The sequence below is a fragment of the Collinsella aerofaciens genome (genome assembly GCF_901212495.1).
GTDB classification, from domain to species: domain Bacteria; phylum Actinomycetota; class Coriobacteriia; order Coriobacteriales; family Coriobacteriaceae; genus Collinsella; species Collinsella aerofaciens_H.
Genome location: NZ_CAAKNY010000016.1, coordinates 55,442 through 70,860, shown reverse-complemented (window position 1 = coordinate 70,860; position 15,419 = coordinate 55,442). Strand labels below are relative to the sequence as shown.

The window sequence follows — 15,419 nt, the reverse complement described above, 5'->3', positions numbered from 1 at the left end:
CTCGCTAGGTAAAAAGATGGTTCGCGGTGGTATTGTTGCTGTGGGTTTAATTCGATATGAAAGGGTGACTTTGGTGTCCAAGATGGATTCTACGCTCTCCTATATTACTGACCAGTTGAAGGCGCTGACTTCTATTGCTTCGCCTACGGGCTATACCCGTGCGGCGACTGATTATCTGATGGAAACGTTGCGCGATATGGGCTTTGGGCCCGAGCGTTCTAACAAGGGCAATGTACTCGTTGAGCTTGGCGGCGAGGGCGAGCCGCTTGTGTTGGCGAGCCATGTCGATACCCTGGGCGCCATGGTGCGCTCTATCAAGGACAATGGTCGCCTGCGTCCCACGACGCTCGGCGGGCATCAGTGGTCTACGGCCGATGGCGAGAACTGCACCGTTTACACGCGCGATGGCAAAGTCTTTACGGGTGTGGTCCTCAATACCGAGCCTTCGGCGCACGTGGCCGATGAGCCGGTCAAGACCATCGAGAAGAACATGGAAATCCTGCTCGACGAGAACGTTGACAGCAAGGATGATGTGCTCGAGCTGGGTATTCAGACCGGCGACATCATCGCTATGGACCCGCGCACCACGGTGACGGAGAGCGGCTACATCAAGAGCCGCTTCTTGGACGACAAGCTGTCCGCGTCGATTCTGCTGGGTTTGGCCCGCGCCGTCGCCGCTGGCGAGGTGACGCTTTCGCGTAAGGTTTCGCTGCTCTTTACCGTGTACGAGGAGGTCGGCCACGGCGGTGCCTTTGTGCCGGCCGACACGCGCGAGATGATCAGCGTGGACATGGGCTGCGTGGGCGACGACCTGGGCTGCACCGAGCGCATGGTTTCGATTTGCGCTAAGGATTCGGGCGGTCCGTACAACTACGACCTGGTAACCACGCTGTCCAACATCGCGCGCGAGCTGGAGCTCGATTACGCCATCGATGTGTACCCACACTACGGCTCCGACGTCGAGGCAACGCTCTCGGCCGGCTACGACATTCGCCATGGTCTGATTGGCCCCGGCGTGTACGCGAGCCACAACTACGAGCGCAGCCACATCGACGGCGTGCGCAATACCTACGAGCTCGTTCGCGCCTACGTTCAGCGCTAGGGGAGCAGCTTGCGACTCGGCTGACCAATCGCTAAGGCCCGATTTCTCGGGCCTTTTTTCGCTTTGGGTCGTTTAGTATTATGATGTCTGTAATCTATTAACTAAACGTGTAAATTACTTAACGAGGTGATGCGGTGTATGGATACGTCTGAGTGCTTGTCTATGGGTGATGCCGCCCGCCTGTTGGGCGTTACGAAAGCCCGCATATCGCAACTTGCCGCATCGGGGACGCTTGTGTGCGATATTGTGGGCGGCCGGAAGATGGTCGAGTACAATTCTGCGCTCGCTTATCAAAAGGTCCGCAAACGTGGACGCCGTCCTGCGGCCGATGTGGGGCGCAAGTTTACGCTGATGTCGGCCGACCATAAGGTCGCGCATGTCTCTTTTGATCCGACGCGTGAGTTTCCCTTCGAAATCGCCGAGGTCCTCGATGCGCAACGAATGCCGTTTGGCACATGCTCGAGCTCTTCTCCAACGGTGAATAAGCGGGAGCTCAATGCATGGTGGGGGCATCGGTCGGTGCCCGATGTTCGCCCCGGACTCGTCTCGCGCTATCGTGAACTGGGAATTGCCAGCGGCATCGAGGTTCCAGTTCGGTGCCTGGGCCTATCGCTTTCGGATTGCTATTGGCTGCGGCCGGCCGATTGCGCCGAACTCAAATGGCAAAACATCAATTACTTTGAGAACGAATTTGAGCGATCGGCGCCCGAAGAGCGTTCGGGTTGGCTGGAAGGCATCGGTCTTAAAAATCCTGATAACACGTCCGAGGGCGAGCTCCCTAAATCGTGGATGATTCGCAACGGCGTTCGCGTTCTGGTCAAGGGATGCGGCGTGGACGACCAACGGCCCTTTAACGAGGCGGTTGCAACGGCTCTGCATCGTCGCTTGCTTCCCAAAGGGGAGTTTGTTCCTTATACGGTTGAGCGGATGTTCGATGGCCCTGTGTGTCTGTGCGACGACTTTCTTGACGGCCGCGAGGAATACGTTCCGGCTGTTTACGTTAAGAACGCCCTTGGCGGCCAGCGAGGAAGCTCGGCGTACGACCGATACTGCTGCTTCCTTGGTAAGCATGGTGTCGATGAGGCCGCTGTGAGAAGGTCTATGTCGCAGATGATTGTCTGCGATGCCCTTTTGGCCAACAGCGACCGCCATTGGCGAAACTTCGGCATCATCCGCAACGTCGACACCCTGGAGATAAAACCTGCTCCGCTGTTCGATAGCGGCAACTGCCTGTGGTACAACGTACCAACTGCCGTGCTCGCAGCTGGGGAGTTTGGGTTTTCCGCTAAGCCGTTTGGGCCCGACCCTTCCGTCCAGCTGGCGCTTGCGGACTCACTCGATTGGTTCGATCCATCGCGGCTCAACGGATTTGTTGATGAGGCGATCGAGATTCTTTCGCAGAGCGAATGGGCGACGGCGGAGGGTCGACTCGAGGCCATTTGCCACGGCCTCGAGCGTCGCGTAATCGAGGTTGGTGCCGCTGTTGAGGTACTTCGACACGTGCAGCGATAAACCCGCGGCTACTTAAGTGCGCCGGTTACGGTACCGCCGCCCAGGACGATGTCGCCGCGATAGACTACAACGGCCTGTCCGGGGGCGATGGCTCGTTGCGGCTCGTCAAAGGTCAGCAACATCTGCCCGTCTTCGCCGCGCGTAAGGGTCGCTGCCTGGTCTTTCTGACGGTAGCGGTATTTGGCGCCCACGCGAATGCCGCCGGCGTCGAGCTCTGCCTCCATGCGTGCGTCCGGCGCGCTCCAGATCCACTCATCGGCCGTGAGGGCAGTGGCGGTCAGATCTTCGGCCTCGCCCAGATGCACGGTGTTGTTGGCGGCGTCGACGCCCGTCACATACACGGGATGCGCCATCGCGACGCCCAGGCCCTTGCGCTGGCCGATGGTGTAGCGCAGCGCGCCGTTGTGGCGCCCGACCACACTGCCGTCGCGCCACACGATGTCGCCCGGTGCAGCGGGATGTCCGCAGCGGCGCTCGATATAGCCCGCGTAGTCACCGTCTGGAATAAAGCAGATGTCCTCGCTTTCGGCCTTCTGGGCGTTGGTAAAGCCCTGCTCGGCGGCTATGCGGCGCACGTCGCGCTCTTTGTCTAGGCCTGCCAGCGGAAAGATCGTGCGTGCCAGGCGCTCCTGCGTAAGCGAATACAAAAAGTAGCTTTGGTCCTTTTTGGGATCTTCGCCGCGATGGAGCTGCCAGGTGCCGTCTGCCGCCTGGCTTGTTTTGGCGTAATGTCCCGTTGCGATGTAGTCGCAGCCCATGTCCAGCGCCGCATCGAGCAGCGCGCCAAACTTAATGTGGCGATTGCAGATAATGCACGGATTGGGCGTCAGCCCTTCCTGGTAGGCGTTCACAAAGCGCTCGATAACGCTGTGGTCGAACGTCTGCTGCAGGTCGAGCACGTGATGGGGGATCCCGATGCGCTCGGAAACTGCCTTCGCGTCGGCGATGTCGCGGTCGACTTTGCTCATGCCCGTGGCGGGGTCGGGTGCGGGGCAGGTGAGGCGCATGGTGGCGCCGACGCATTCATAGCCCTGGCTTTTGAGCAGGTACGCGGTCACGCTGGAATCGACGCCGCCGCTCATGGCGACGAGCACGCGCTTGTTGTGCATGGGGAGGTTCTCCTTGGTGGCATGTGGCCAAAAAAGAAAAGCGGCGCGGGAGGCTGGTTCCGCGCCGCAGACATTGTAGCAAGTTCAGGCGTCCTGTGGGACACCCTGCCGGGATGAGCCCAGGCTGCCAGAAGAGAGGGGAGACCGGCGTGCCTTGGGCTCATCGACAAGTGACGGGCCCTTAGTCCTGGAACAGTGCTGTGGACAGGTAGCGCTCGCCGGTGTCGGCAAGCAGGGCCACGATAGTCTTGCCCTCGTTCTCGGGGCGCTTGGCCAGCTGCAGTGCGGCCCATACGGCGGCACCGGACGAAATGCCCACGAGCACGCCCTCCTTGTGGCCCACGGCGCGGCCGGTCGCAAAGGCGTCCTCGTTCTCGACGGGGATGATCTCGTCGTAGACCTGGGTATCGAGGACGTCGGGCACAAAGCCGGCGCCGATGCCCTGGATCTTGTGCGGGCCGGCCTGGCCCTTGGAAAGCACCGGGGAGGTGGCGGGCTCGACGGCGACGACCTTTATCTCGGGGTTCTGCTCCTTGAGGAACTCGCCCACGCCGGTCACGGTACCACCGGTGCCAACGCCGGCGACGAAGATGTCGACCCGGCCGTCGGTGTCGTCCCAGATCTCGGGGCCGGTCGTGGCCTTGTGAATGGCCGGGTTCGCGGGGTTCACGAACTGGCCGGCGATGATGCTGTTGGGAGTCTCCTTCTGCAGCTCCTCGGCCTTGGCTATAGCGCCCTTCATGCCCTTGGAGCCGTCGGTGAGCACGAGCTGCGCACCGTATGCCTGCATCAGCTTGCGGCGCTCGACGGACATGGTTTCGGGCATGGTGATGATCACCTTGTAGCCGCGGGCCGCCGCCACCGAGGCGATGCCGACACCGGTGTTGCCACTCGTGGGCTCGATGATGGTGTAGTCGCCGCCGCGCACGAGCTTGCCGGCCTTCTCGGCCTCGTCAATCATGTTCTTGGCGACGCGGTCTTTGACGGACCCGGCGGGGTTGAAGTATTCCAGTTTGACGAGCACGCGAGCCTTGAGGTCCTCATCGGCCTCAAAGTGGGTGAGCTCCAGAAGCGGGGTGTGGCCGATAAGCTGATCGATGGACGTGTAAACCTTGCTCATGGTGAACCTCCAAAGTGTTCAAGTTACTGGTTACCGTGCGGTGTTATGATGCGTCTAGCAGATAAACCCATAAACCTTATAGGTTGTTCGTTTACCTGTTGGGAAGCATACTAGACACTAAAGCCTAGTAATGCAATAGGAAATAGGAGATTATTTCAAGCTGATTAACCATCTTGACCGGAACGGGTATTTTCAAAGCCAATTTTTCGGCTAGAATTTCAGCGGACTAAAAGACCGAAAGGCAGCACTATATATGTTGGTTTCTACTAAGGGCAGGTACGCCCTGCGCGTTATGGTTGACCTGGCCGAGCACCAGGCGACAGGCCGTATCCCGCTTAAAGAGATTGCGGCGCGACAGGCGATTTCCGAGAAATATCTCGAGAACATCTTGGCTACGCTCGTGCGCGCCAATATGCTCTCGGGCATGCGCGGCAAGGGCGGCGGCTATGTGCTCACGCGCCCGCCCGAGCAGTACACGGTGGGAGAGATCTTGCGCCTGACCGAGGGCAGTCTGGCGCCGGTCGCCTGCCTGGATGGCGACTGTAAGGGTTGCTCGCGATCTGATGAGTGTCCCACGCTCGGCGTGTGGAAGAACCTGGACAAGCTCATCAACGATTACCTCGATGGCGTGACGCTCGATCAGCTCGTCGCCCCCAACGAAGGCTACGACTACGTCATCTAGCCCACCTGTCATTTGGGGACGGGGTGGAAATGGTAGATTTTCTTGCCCTCTGAGACTTGACAAATCAAAGGCCGCCCATTTGTGCGATGGACGGCCTTTGATTTGGTCCGATGCGTTTGTGTGTCGGGTCGTTCTACTCTTCGGCAATACTATCGAGGATGCTGCGCATGATGGACACTAGGATGCTGCCCATAAAGGCCGAGCCAAAGCCGGCGATGGAGATGCCGACGCCCAACAGGTTGACCGACAGGTAGCTGGCGAGCTCCAGCATAAAGCTGTTGAGCACGAGCTGGAAAATGCCGAGCGTAATGATCGTGAGCGGCAGCGAGATGACCGTGAGGAACGGTTTGACGAACGAATCGACGATGTTGAGGAACAGTCCCACAAAGGCAAAGCAGACCCAGGCCTCGGCAAAGCCGAAGGGCTGAATACCGGGGACGAGGAACGTGGCGATCGCGATGGAGATCGAGGTGAAGAGCCAGTTAAGCATAAAGCGCATGGCGTGAATCCTTTCTTGCGCCGGGGTTGCCGGCGTCGCGTGAAGCGGCTTGCGGCGGCGACTTGGATGGTTGCGCGGGCGCGCCGCGGTGTTTGGGCGCCCATTGTCTCAAATACTCGTGGAGCTTACGTGCGCATTCGGTTTCTAATCGGCGTTCGTCCTGAAAAACGTGCCGCTGACAGAGAGTCCTATCGCTTTAGTTTAGTGGTGTGCTACACTGCTACGGGCAAATGCTCCATGCATTGTTTTATTGCATAGAACGGGCGAACGATGCCCGATGTCAGTATCAACTTCGATGCCTTTTGGCGGGTTTGGCGGTGATCGATGAATATCGAGAACATGTTTGACAAGCCTGATGTCAAGCAGCTGGTCCACGCATTTAGTCTTTTGGACGACGAGAACGATATTCAGGCGTTTTTAACCGATATCTGCACACCGCGCGAGATCTGCGATCTTTCTCAGCGCCTGCAGGTCGCGCGTTATCTGGATGAGGGCGAGCCCTATGTTGAGGTTCAGGCCCGCACCGGCGCTTCGTCCACCACGGTGAGCCGCGTGTCCAAGGCGCTTAATGGCGAGTACGGTGGCTATCGCAAGATCCTCATCAAACTGGAGGATGGCGAGTAGGCCAGCGGCAAAATCGAATTGCGCAGAACCGTCCCTTCGGGGGCGGTTTTTTTGATCCCTTGGGGGCGGAGGAATCAAATCTGTTGGCGTGGGGCAAATCTGTCCGCGTGGGCGGGTAGGATGAATGCATTGATTATTGCGAACGGTTTGAGTGGAGGACCATGCCTGTTCGAATCTATACCACCAATACCGGTACGGACTTGAGCGATGCCGAGGCGTCGTTGCTCGCCGACCTGGTTGCCCGCCACGGGCGTGCCGTTTTGCTGGCGCCCTCGTTTGCCGAGCTCGATCTGTGCCGCCACGATGCCGCGGTTGCTGGCGCCTCGCTGGGCGTTGACTACAAAACCCCCGCGTCGTGGCTTCGTTCGCTGTGGGAGCTTATGGGCGATGGCCGCAGCTTCGTCGACAACATGCAGCGCCAGATGCTGTTCTCGGACATGGTCGCCCGTCGCTGCGATGCCGACCTGCAGCCGCTTTCGCGCAGTCAGGGCACGGTGCGCATGCTCGCGCGCATGGCCCGCGATGTGCTGCCGGGCGTAGCGGGAACGGGTGCCGAGCGCTGCTGCGGCGGCGTTTGCCGACCCGATCCCAAGAGCGACGCCGAGGCTCGCGTGTTCGAGCTGTTGAGTGCCTATGCGAGCGGCTTGGACCGTCGAGACATGGTCGAGCCCTGCGAGGCGGCTGACCTTATGGCCGAGGTGCTGGCCGACAACCTTCCGGCGTGCGCCCGCGCGGTATGTGTGCGCGGTGTCACGTCATTTACGTATAGCCTGCTCGGGCTGCTGTCCGCCGTGGCGAACAACGGGGGAGAGGTTGTCGTGCTGCTCGCTCGCGAGCAGGCGGCGATGCGTGAGGAGCTGGCCACGGCCCTTGATGCCCGCGGCGTGCTGTTTGAGGCCGCGCCGCTGGGGGAGGGTGCCGCCGCGCCCCAGACTGCCTCCAAGTCCGCCGCTCAGCCTACCTTTGTAGAGGTTGCCGGACCTCACGCCCGCGCCCACGCCTATGTGGATGCAATCGATGAGCTGGTAAAAACGTGTGAGGACGCCGCGGTCGACGGCGGTGTCGCGGCGTCCGCGGACCCCGTGCGCGTGCTCGTGGTGTCTGCCCGGGCGCCCCAGCTGTTCGGTGAACTCGCTGCCCGTTTGGCGGCGCGTCATATTGCGGCCGAGACAACCGAGTTCACGGCGTTTTCCCAATCCATCGCGGGCGGGCAGTTCACGGCGCTCGCCAATCTGATTGAGCGCATGAAGGCCGCCGACGAGGGTGTCGCCTCCAAGACCGAGTGGTGGCCCGCACCGGAGCTTACCGACTGGATTTACAGTCCGCTTTCGGGTGCCGATGCCGCCAGCGCGCGCACCTTCGACAAGAACATGCGCCTGTCGCGCGGCAAGACCACCACGGCCGTCAAGAGCCTGCTGCAGAGCGTGCAGGGCCAGGTCAGGGGCACGCGCAAGGCTGCCAGTGATGAGAACTGGTTTAAGAACGTGCCGTGCGTGGTCTCGGACGTGTTCCAGGCGCTGTGGCGCGACAAACCCGTGACGGCGCTCAAGGCAATGCTCGCCGTCGCCGAGGCGTTGCCCGATCGCGCCCTTGGAGGCCTTGACGGTCAGGCTCGTCGCCAGGAGGAGACCGCCCTGCTGCGCCATGCCATCGACATCCTTATGAACGATGCCCGCGCGCTCGACGTGTCGCAGGCCGCGACCGTGCCCGTACTCGACGGCGTTCGTACCAAGGTGGACACGCGCAGCACCGCATACGATTACGAGACCTACGAGGTCGACCGCGCGCCGCGCGCCCAGGTGCGCTTTGCGTCGCTTGCCGATGCGGCAGCCCTGCGCCCCGACAGCTACGATGCCGTGCTGTTTGCCGACGTCGACCTGGACAGTTATCCGCTCTCACATGAGGAGGGCCCGCTAGCCACGCTGACGGCAGAGCTGGGGCGCAGCGGCGTGACGCTTGAGCCCGCGGCCCTGTTGCGCGTGCGCTTTGGCCGCGCGATGCGGGCGGCACGCGGCCCGGTTGCGCTCGCCCGTGTGACCCACGATCGCCAGGCGCGCGAGTGCTATCCGGCGGCCGCGTGGACCGAGCTGCGGGCGCACGCCGAGGCTGCCGGCGCCGCCAGGGTTGCGTGCGTGGGCGAGGGCGGTATCGTCGCCGATTTTGATCCAGCGGCCGGTGAGGGCATCGAGTGCAAGCGCGTCGCGTGCGAGGCTCCTCAACATTTGGGTGAGGCGGCTGTGCCGTACTTGGTCCTGCGTCGTCGCGATGGCGCGGGCGAGAACGCGCCACTCGTGCCGCGTCTGACGTCCGCCTCGCAGATTGAGGCGTACTCGACGTGCCCGCTGTGCTGGTTCGTGTCGTATCGCGTCAAACCTCAGTCCATCGACGCGGGCTTTGGCAACATGGAGAAGGGCAACTTTGTCCACGATGTGCTGGAGCACCTGCATGCCCGCCTGCCCCAGGAGGGCATGGAACGCGTGACGCCCGAGAACCTGCCGCGCGCTCAGGAGCTGCTGCGCGAGGTCTTTGACGAGACGTTGGCCGAGCACGCCGGCAAGCGAGGCGCGGAGGGCCCGCTCGTGCCGCTCTCTGCGGTGGAGGAGCGCCAGGTGGCAGAGATCTTGCCGCAGCTGGAGGGCGTGCTTGCCTACGAGTCCGAGGCGCTTGCCCCCTTTGCCCCGCGCTACCTGGAGTTTGCCTTCAACGAGCTCAAGGTCGAGTATGCCGGTTGGCCGCTTGGCGGGCGCATCGACCGCGTGGACGTGGACGCCGAGAATCGTGCCGTGGTGATCGACTACAAGCACCGCACGGGCGTTGAGGAGTTTAAGCTCGCCGACCCTACGGTGCGCGACGAGGAATCGGGGACGGCGCCCATCGACGATCCGCGCTGGTTGCCGCCACATACCCAAACGCTCATCTACGCCCAGGCCATGCGCCGGGCGCTGGATTTGGACACCCGCGCGGCGCTCTATTTTTCGACGAAGGGCGGCAAGCCGGCGTTGCGCGGTGCCGCGAGCGCCGAACTGCTCGAGGAAGAGCGCGGCGACGGTCACATCCCGGGCCTTAAGAAAGGTTTCCCTGGCGAGGGTGGCAGCATGGACTTCGACGCCCTGCTCGATCGCGTGGAGGCCGGCATCGCCGAGCGCCTGCGCGAGCTCGAGGCAGGCAACGTTGCCGCCGTCGACCCGACGTCGGCTCAGGCCGCGCATGCGCGCTGCTCGTATAACCACGAAGGAACGTTTGTAAGGAGGGACGTGTAGACCATGGATCTTTCGACTTTGATGCCGCAACAGCTGCAGATCGTCAAAACGCTCGACCGTCCGCTGTTTGTCTCGGCGGGCGCCGGTTCGGGCAAGACCTTTACCCTCACGCGCCGCATCGTCTACGCGCTCTCGCCCGAATCCGGTCCGTTCGTCGAGCATCTTGACCAGGTGCTCGCCATTACCTTTACCAAAGATGCCGCGGCTGAGATCCGTGACCGCGTGCGCCGCGCGCTCATCGACGAGGGCATGGACGAGGAGGCCCTGACCGTCGACGATGCGTGGATCTCGACCATTCACGGCATGTGCTCGCGCATCCTGCGCGCACACGCGTTGGAGTTGGGCATCGATCCCGAGTTCACGGTGCTCACCGATACCGACGAGCTCATGGATCAGGCTGTTGAGCATGTGCTGGGTCGCGCGACGGCGCCCGATGCCGCCCCCGAGCTCGCGGCATCGCTCAAGGCCCTCTACGCCTGGTATCCCATGGCGGGCGAGGGCGGTCCTTTTGGCGCCGGCACGACCATCAAGGGTCTGGTGCGCGACCTGCTGGAGCTGTCGAGCCAGTTGCCGGGCGGTATGGACGATGTGCGCGTGGCGCGCGGCCAGGCCGATACCTCGGCACTCGCCGATGCCTATCGCGCGGCGCTGGGCGCAAGCAAGGCCGCGACCGAGAAGGCGCAGGTGGCACTCGATGCCATCGACGCGTTCGAGGCGAGCGGCAAGACCATGGCCGATGCGGCGCGACTCATGATGTCGTGCACCATGCCGCGCGCGAGCAAGGCATTCCCCAAGGAGCAGGTCGAGCTGCTCAAGGCCGAGGCCGCCGATGCGTTTATCAATATCGTGCTTGCCTGCGGTGGTCCCGCGCTCGATGCACTGGTGGGCTTGGCCCGTTCCGTGGAGGCTGAGTACCGCGCGCTCAAGGCCGGCCAGTCTGCCCTCGACAACAACGACCTGCTCCGCATGGCATACGAGGCGCTACGCGACTACCCGGCCATTCGAGCGGCATATGAGGGACGCTTTAAGATGGTCATGATCGACGAGTTCCAGGATACCGATCAGATGCAGGTCGACCTGATCCGTTACCTGACGGGTGCGGGGGAGCGCGCGCTGTGCACCGTGGGCGATGCACAGCAGTCGATCTATCGCTTCCGTGGCGCCGAGGTCGAGGTCTTCCGCCGCCAGGAGCGCAAGGTGGGCGCTTCGGGGACGGCCGGGGCAGCGTCCGGCGCTGGCGCTGCCGCTGCCGCCGATGTCCCCGCCGGCGAGCTCGTCAAACTCGTTCGCAACTTCCGCAGCCATGACGAGGTGCTGCGTTACGTGGCACGCGTCTTCGACGGCGACGACGGCGGCCTGATGCAGGGCTTTTTGGAGCTTGAGGCGAGCGACGGCCGCAAGGACACGCTGGTGGCAGACGTCTCGCGTCGTCAGGCCCTCTTTGTTGTCGGCGGCAGTACGCAGGAGCGCACGCAGGCCAAGGCCCGTGCGATCGCCGAGCGATTCCGCGCGCTTGCCGATGCCGGCCAGCCCCAGGGCGGCATGGTGCTGCTGCTGGGCCGCATGACCAACGCCGACGTCTATGCCCAGGCCTTCCGCGACCAAGGGCTCGACTGCGTCATCGCGGGCGGCTCGGTCTTTGCGCAGGCTGCCGAGGTGCAGACGGTGCGCGCCCTGGTTTTCGCGCTCGCCAATCCGGCCGATACGGCGCAGGGCCTTATGCCGCTGCTGGCCTCGCCGATGTTTGCCCTGGGCGCCCAGGAATTCCTGGCGCTGGCGACCAGGCTCGACGATCAGACGGGGGAGACCTCGCGTCGCAATATCGATATGGGCATCATGAGCGATTCCGATGTGCCGGGTTTGCAGAACCTGCCGCTCGTGACGCGTGCCCGCGAGGTGCTGCGCTCCGCGCTTCGTCGCGTGGGTCGCGATTCGTTCGCCTCCATCGCGTGCGACGTGGTCAACGCCTCTGGCTGGTTCGTGCGTCTGGCGCAGCGTGGTCCCGAGGGCAGGGCCATCGCCGCCAACGTGCTCAAGGCGCTCGACGCCGTGGCCGAGGCGGAGGCCGAGTTCGGGAACTCGCCGCGCTCCATTGCGCTGGCCTTCGATCGCTTCCTGGCGGGCAAGGAGGCACCGGGCGCGCTCAACGAGGAGGGCGATGGCGCGGTACGCATTATGACCGTGCACGCGTCCAAGGGTCTGGAGTATCCGGTCGTCGCGGTGTCCGAGTGTTTTGGCGTGCGCAAATCGTCCGGTGCGGCTCAGATGGGGCGTGTCGAGGGCGGAGCGCAGGTCGTGGCGCTGCCGGCACGCTTCGACGGCGTTAAACTCGCGGACGGCACGTTCGTAAAGGGCGATGACGTCAAAAAGCAGTTTGAGCACGCGTTTAAGGGCAAGGGCACGTCGCTGTGGCTGCCGCCAGAGCTCATGGAGGATGTCTGCGCGACGGGTTCTCCCGCCGAGGCATTTGCTCGCCTGCGCAACGACGACCTGCAGCTTTCGCTCGAGGAGCGGGCTCGTTTGCTCTATGTCGCCATGACGCGAGCGCGTGAGCTGGTGATCTTGGCGATGGATGCCGGCGTGAGCCGTGGCAAGGTGACGGCGCCGACCTTCGACGTCGAGACCGATCTGACCTACGACGTGCTGCGCCGTATTCTGCCGACGGACGGCCTGGACATGCCACAGCTCGATGCCGACCGCCTGGTGTTCGACAACTCCCAGCCGGGCGACTACGAGCTTATCTCGCTGGCGGACTTTACGTTTGGCGAGCAGGCGTTTGAGGCCAACGCTTTACTGGATGCCGAGGGCAGGCTTGTCCGCGGCGATGCGGAGCCGGAGGGTGCCGGTGCAGATGCCCGCGCCGCCGTTCCCGGTCCTGCCGACCCCGAGCCCGATGCGTTTGAGCTCGTGTATCCCCAGGCGGTGGGCGTGCGCATGGGCACCTGCCCGTATCCGGCGCGCGATTCGTACAGCTACTCGTCAATTGCCACGGCGCTGCATGCCGAGTCCGAGGACCGTGCCGCCGAGGCACACGTGCCCATGGACGAGGCTGGCGATGATGCCGAGTCGGATGGCTCGGAGATGGCCGATGCGGACGTGGCCTCCGTTGAGCCCGCCGGCAACCCCATGGCGCTGGGCTCAGCGTTCCATGCCGCCTGCCAGTGGCTCATCGAGATGGGTGCCGATGAGCTGCCCACCGCGCGCGCCGAAGCGCTGGCGCGTCTGTGGCGCCTGACGCCGGAGCAGCGCGAGCGCTTCGACGTTGCCCTGGACCGCTGGCTCAAGTCGGCTGTTCGTGCCGACCTGCTCGCGTGGCCGTGCGTTCGCGCCGAGGTGCCGTTCTTCTCGCTGGGTTGCGAAGACGAGGACATTGCCCGCTACGGTGCATATGCCGAAGGCGCCATCGACGCTTTGGCGACGAACCCGGCGGATTCGTCGCGCGCGCTGGTCATTGACTACAAGACGGGCGGCACACCGGACGAGACGCCGGAACAGCTGCAGGAGAAGCATGCCCTGCAGGCGCGCGTCTACGCTGATGTTCTGCACAAGGCGGGCTTTGAGGCCGTGACGGTCAAGTTCGTCCGCGTGGAACAGGTCGATCCAGCCATCTTCGTCGAACCCGCCGAACCTCAAGTGGTCACCTACAACCTCTAGCCTCAATAACTTGCGGTGGAATAGTTCCTGAATTGCTGCCCAGGCGGGCCAACCAGGAACTATTTCACCGCAACTCAAAAGCAGCCAACAGTGCGTGCTCTTTCGTCGGAGCCCCTCATCTGTCACGGAACGGTCACGCTCCTGCATAAACGGAACGGGCGGTCGCTATCGTAATTTGCGAAAGGGGCTGCTATTTCATGAAGCAAGAAACAGACAATCGATTGATTGCCGCCGGTGGCGAGCACGACATCATGCACCATCTGGGTGGATACCATCGATGCTGCCTGGGCGATCCGATGCATCTGGAATTTGCAGGTAAGAATTTCTGCGAGATGCTGGGTTACCAAGAGACCGAGCTGGCCGAGCTTACCGGTGAGGTGTACACGGCGTTGGTACATCCCGACGATACGGCCCTTTTCGATGATTTCGCTCAGCGTTTGGCCGAAAACGAAGGCTGCGACAGTGTCGTATACCGGTTAATCCGCCGAGACGGATCCGTCATCCGCGTGGTCGATACCATGGCGTCCGTCGTTTGCGAGGACGGCGTCATTCGCGGTTACTCAGTTGTTTGCGAGGTACCGGACGATCAGCTGGAGTCCGCATCGACCGTTCCGGGCGAGCGGATGGCAATCCTTAAGGTGTATGGAAACGCCGCCGTTGACATAGAGCGCATGTGTGGTGTTGCATCCAGTTTGCTCGGTGTGAAAGACTCACACTCGAGTACAGGGGGACTTCTCGATTTTATTGCGATATCCGATCGCGTTAAGGTCAGGAAGGCTATCGATAAGGCGCATGTGGAGGAGTACTCCGACATGGAGACCTGCGCTCTGATATCTGCGGATGGCGAAACGCAGGTATGCGATCTGTGGGTCGAGTGCATTCAGCTCGAGGAATCCGTCGAGGACAGCCTTTTTTGCATCAAGATTGAGGGGGATATCGAGCATCAGCGCAACAGCGAGGATAAGCTCTCGTTTGGCAGACTCCTTTTTTCGAGTTTTGCCGAGGATTTGTTTGAGGTTGACCGGCTTGAGGGCTCCGTAACGTATATCGCCCGTAGTGACAATGGCATCATTAATTTGCCGCTCAATGTGCGGATGTTCATGGATGACACGACAAAATACCTTATTGATCATGTGGGACCGGAAGACATCGTTGCCGCGAGGGACTTTTGCGAAAAGGTTACGTCGGGCGATCCCGAATCGGGTGATATCGAGTCGGCGAAGCTGAAATTCTCGGTGGTGTTCCGCGATGGCTCCGTTAGGCCCGCCCTGCTTACGATGGCTTCGATTTCTAGGGCTAAGTGTTTTATCGGGCTGAGTTTCGATCATGCCGATGCCGGGGGAGATCCGCTTTCCACCGTCGCAACGCAGAAGCAAATCAATGTCGCGCTATTTGGTTCGTTCCGATTGGTCGTTGATGGCAAGGCCGTTAATATCCGCTCTGCAAAAGCTAAGGAGCTCTTGGCGCTTCTCATTGAGAGGCGCGGCGCGTTTGTCTCCACGCGTGAGATCATCGCGATGCTGTGGGAGTGCGAGCCCGACGAGACGACGAGGGCGCGAGCGAGGAAAGTTGCCTCGCGCCTTATGTCCGAACTCAACAGGAATGGTATCGGATATATCGTGGAGAGCGATCGAGGAGCCCGCCGCGTTATTGCCGAGTATATCGAGTGCGACTACTACGACTATCGCGATGGGCTCAGGGGGCCTTCGGGAGATTTTCTGCCAGAATACTCTTGGGCGGAGTACGTAAGAATCGACTAGATGCCTCGTTGACAAATTAATGCTGAGCGAGTCTTGGTTCGGGTTCCGTGGGAGCCTTGGCGGGTCGAGACTCGTTCATGCTGTCACGGAACTGTCA

Annotated in this window: 9 protein-coding genes and 1 pseudogene; 7 read left to right on the top strand and 3 right to left on the bottom strand. The window is 62.1% G+C overall.

Annotation, left to right across the window (positions count from 1 at the left end):
• Positions 1-82 precede the first annotated feature (82 nt).
• Together SFLMC1_RS01165 and SFLMC1_RS01160 are read left to right on the top strand one after the other, a co-directional pair.
• Positions 83-1,102 (top strand): M42 family metallopeptidase, encoded by a 1,020-nt coding sequence (locus SFLMC1_RS01165; protein WP_152073760.1) that lies wholly within the window; start codon positions 83-85, stop codon positions 1,100-1,102.
• Positions 1,103-1,240: 138 nt separating this feature from the next.
• On the top strand, positions 1,241-2,614 hold the full coding sequence (locus tag SFLMC1_RS01160; protein WP_152073601.1) for a DNA-binding protein: 1,374 nt from the start codon (positions 1,241-1,243) through the stop codon (positions 2,612-2,614).
• Positions 2,615-2,622: 8 nt separating this feature from the next.
• On the opposite strand, the pseudogene mnmA reads toward SFLMC1_RS01160, so the two are convergent.
• Together mnmA and cysK are read right to left on the bottom strand one after the other, a co-directional pair.
• Positions 2,623-3,726 (bottom strand): annotated as a pseudogene (gene mnmA / locus SFLMC1_RS01155) (tRNA 2-thiouridine(34) synthase MnmA); the annotation flags it as partial.
• 178 nt (positions 3,727-3,904) lie between these two features.
• Positions 3,905-4,843, bottom strand: coding sequence for a cysteine synthase A (cysK, locus tag SFLMC1_RS01150; protein WP_152073603.1), 939 nt, complete (start codon positions 4,841-4,843; stop codon positions 3,905-3,907).
• Positions 4,844-5,096: 253 nt separating this feature from the next.
• Here cysK and SFLMC1_RS01145 point away from each other — a divergent pair, with 253 nt between their 5' ends.
• Positions 5,097-5,525 (top strand): RrF2 family transcriptional regulator, encoded by a 429-nt coding sequence (locus SFLMC1_RS01145; RefSeq protein ID WP_152073604.1) that lies wholly within the window; start codon positions 5,097-5,099, stop codon positions 5,523-5,525.
• Positions 5,526-5,658: 133 nt separating this feature from the next.
• Here SFLMC1_RS01145 and SFLMC1_RS01140 read toward each other — a convergent pair whose 3' ends face one another.
• Positions 5,659-6,024 carry a phage holin family protein gene (locus SFLMC1_RS01140; protein WP_152073605.1) on the bottom strand — a complete coding sequence of 122 codons (366 nt, stop codon included), beginning with the start codon at positions 6,022-6,024 and terminating at the stop codon, positions 5,659-5,661.
• 324 nt (positions 6,025-6,348) lie between these two features.
• Between SFLMC1_RS01140 and SFLMC1_RS01135 the strand changes: the two genes are divergently transcribed.
• The 4 genes from SFLMC1_RS01135 to SFLMC1_RS01120 all read left to right on the top strand — a co-directional run bounded on the left by SFLMC1_RS01135 (position 6,349) and on the right by SFLMC1_RS01120 (position 15,322).
• Positions 6,349-6,648 (top strand): YerC/YecD family TrpR-related protein, encoded by a 300-nt coding sequence (locus SFLMC1_RS01135; RefSeq protein WP_006235366.1) that lies wholly within the window; start codon positions 6,349-6,351, stop codon positions 6,646-6,648.
• A 161-nt stretch (positions 6,649-6,809) separates the two neighbouring features.
• Positions 6,810-9,908, top strand: a complete 3,099-nt coding sequence (locus tag SFLMC1_RS01130) for a PD-(D/E)XK nuclease family protein (RefSeq protein ID WP_152073606.1) — start codon at positions 6,810-6,812, stop codon at positions 9,906-9,908.
• Between the two features lie 3 nt (positions 9,909-9,911).
• A complete protein-coding gene (locus SFLMC1_RS01125) occupies positions 9,912-13,562 on the top strand; it encodes a UvrD-helicase domain-containing protein (protein WP_152073607.1) in 3,651 nt (1,216 codons plus the stop codon).
• 197 nt (positions 13,563-13,759) lie between these two features.
• Positions 13,760-15,322 (top strand): PAS domain-containing protein, encoded by a 1,563-nt coding sequence (locus tag SFLMC1_RS01120; protein ID WP_152073608.1) that lies wholly within the window; start codon positions 13,760-13,762, stop codon positions 15,320-15,322.
• The last annotated feature ends 97 nt before the right edge of the window (positions 15,323-15,419 follow it).

What these genes read in the sequence shown, in the direction of transcription:
- SFLMC1_RS01165 (WP_152073760.1), top strand. Translation starts at nt 83, where the DNA reads ATGGATTCTACGCTCTCCTATATTACTGACCAGTTGAAGGCGCTGACT.
- SFLMC1_RS01160 (WP_152073601.1), top strand. Translation starts at nt 1,241, where the DNA reads ATGGATACGTCTGAGTGCTTGTCTATGGGTGATGCCGCCCGCCTGTTG.
- cysK (WP_152073603.1), bottom strand. Translation starts at nt 4,843, where the DNA reads ATGAGCAAGGTTTACACGTCCATCGATCAGCTTATCGGCCACACCCCG.
- SFLMC1_RS01145 (WP_152073604.1), top strand. Translation starts at nt 5,097, where the DNA reads ATGTTGGTTTCTACTAAGGGCAGGTACGCCCTGCGCGTTATGGTTGAC.
- SFLMC1_RS01140 (WP_152073605.1), bottom strand. Translation starts at nt 6,024, where the DNA reads ATGCGCTTTATGCTTAACTGGCTCTTCACCTCGATCTCCATCGCGATC.
- SFLMC1_RS01135 (WP_006235366.1), top strand. Translation starts at nt 6,349, where the DNA reads ATGAATATCGAGAACATGTTTGACAAGCCTGATGTCAAGCAGCTGGTC.
- SFLMC1_RS01130 (WP_152073606.1), top strand. Translation starts at nt 6,810, where the DNA reads ATGCCTGTTCGAATCTATACCACCAATACCGGTACGGACTTGAGCGAT.
- SFLMC1_RS01125 (WP_152073607.1), top strand. Translation starts at nt 9,912, where the DNA reads ATGGATCTTTCGACTTTGATGCCGCAACAGCTGCAGATCGTCAAAACG.
- SFLMC1_RS01120 (WP_152073608.1), top strand. Translation starts at nt 13,760, where the DNA reads ATGAAGCAAGAAACAGACAATCGATTGATTGCCGCCGGTGGCGAGCAC.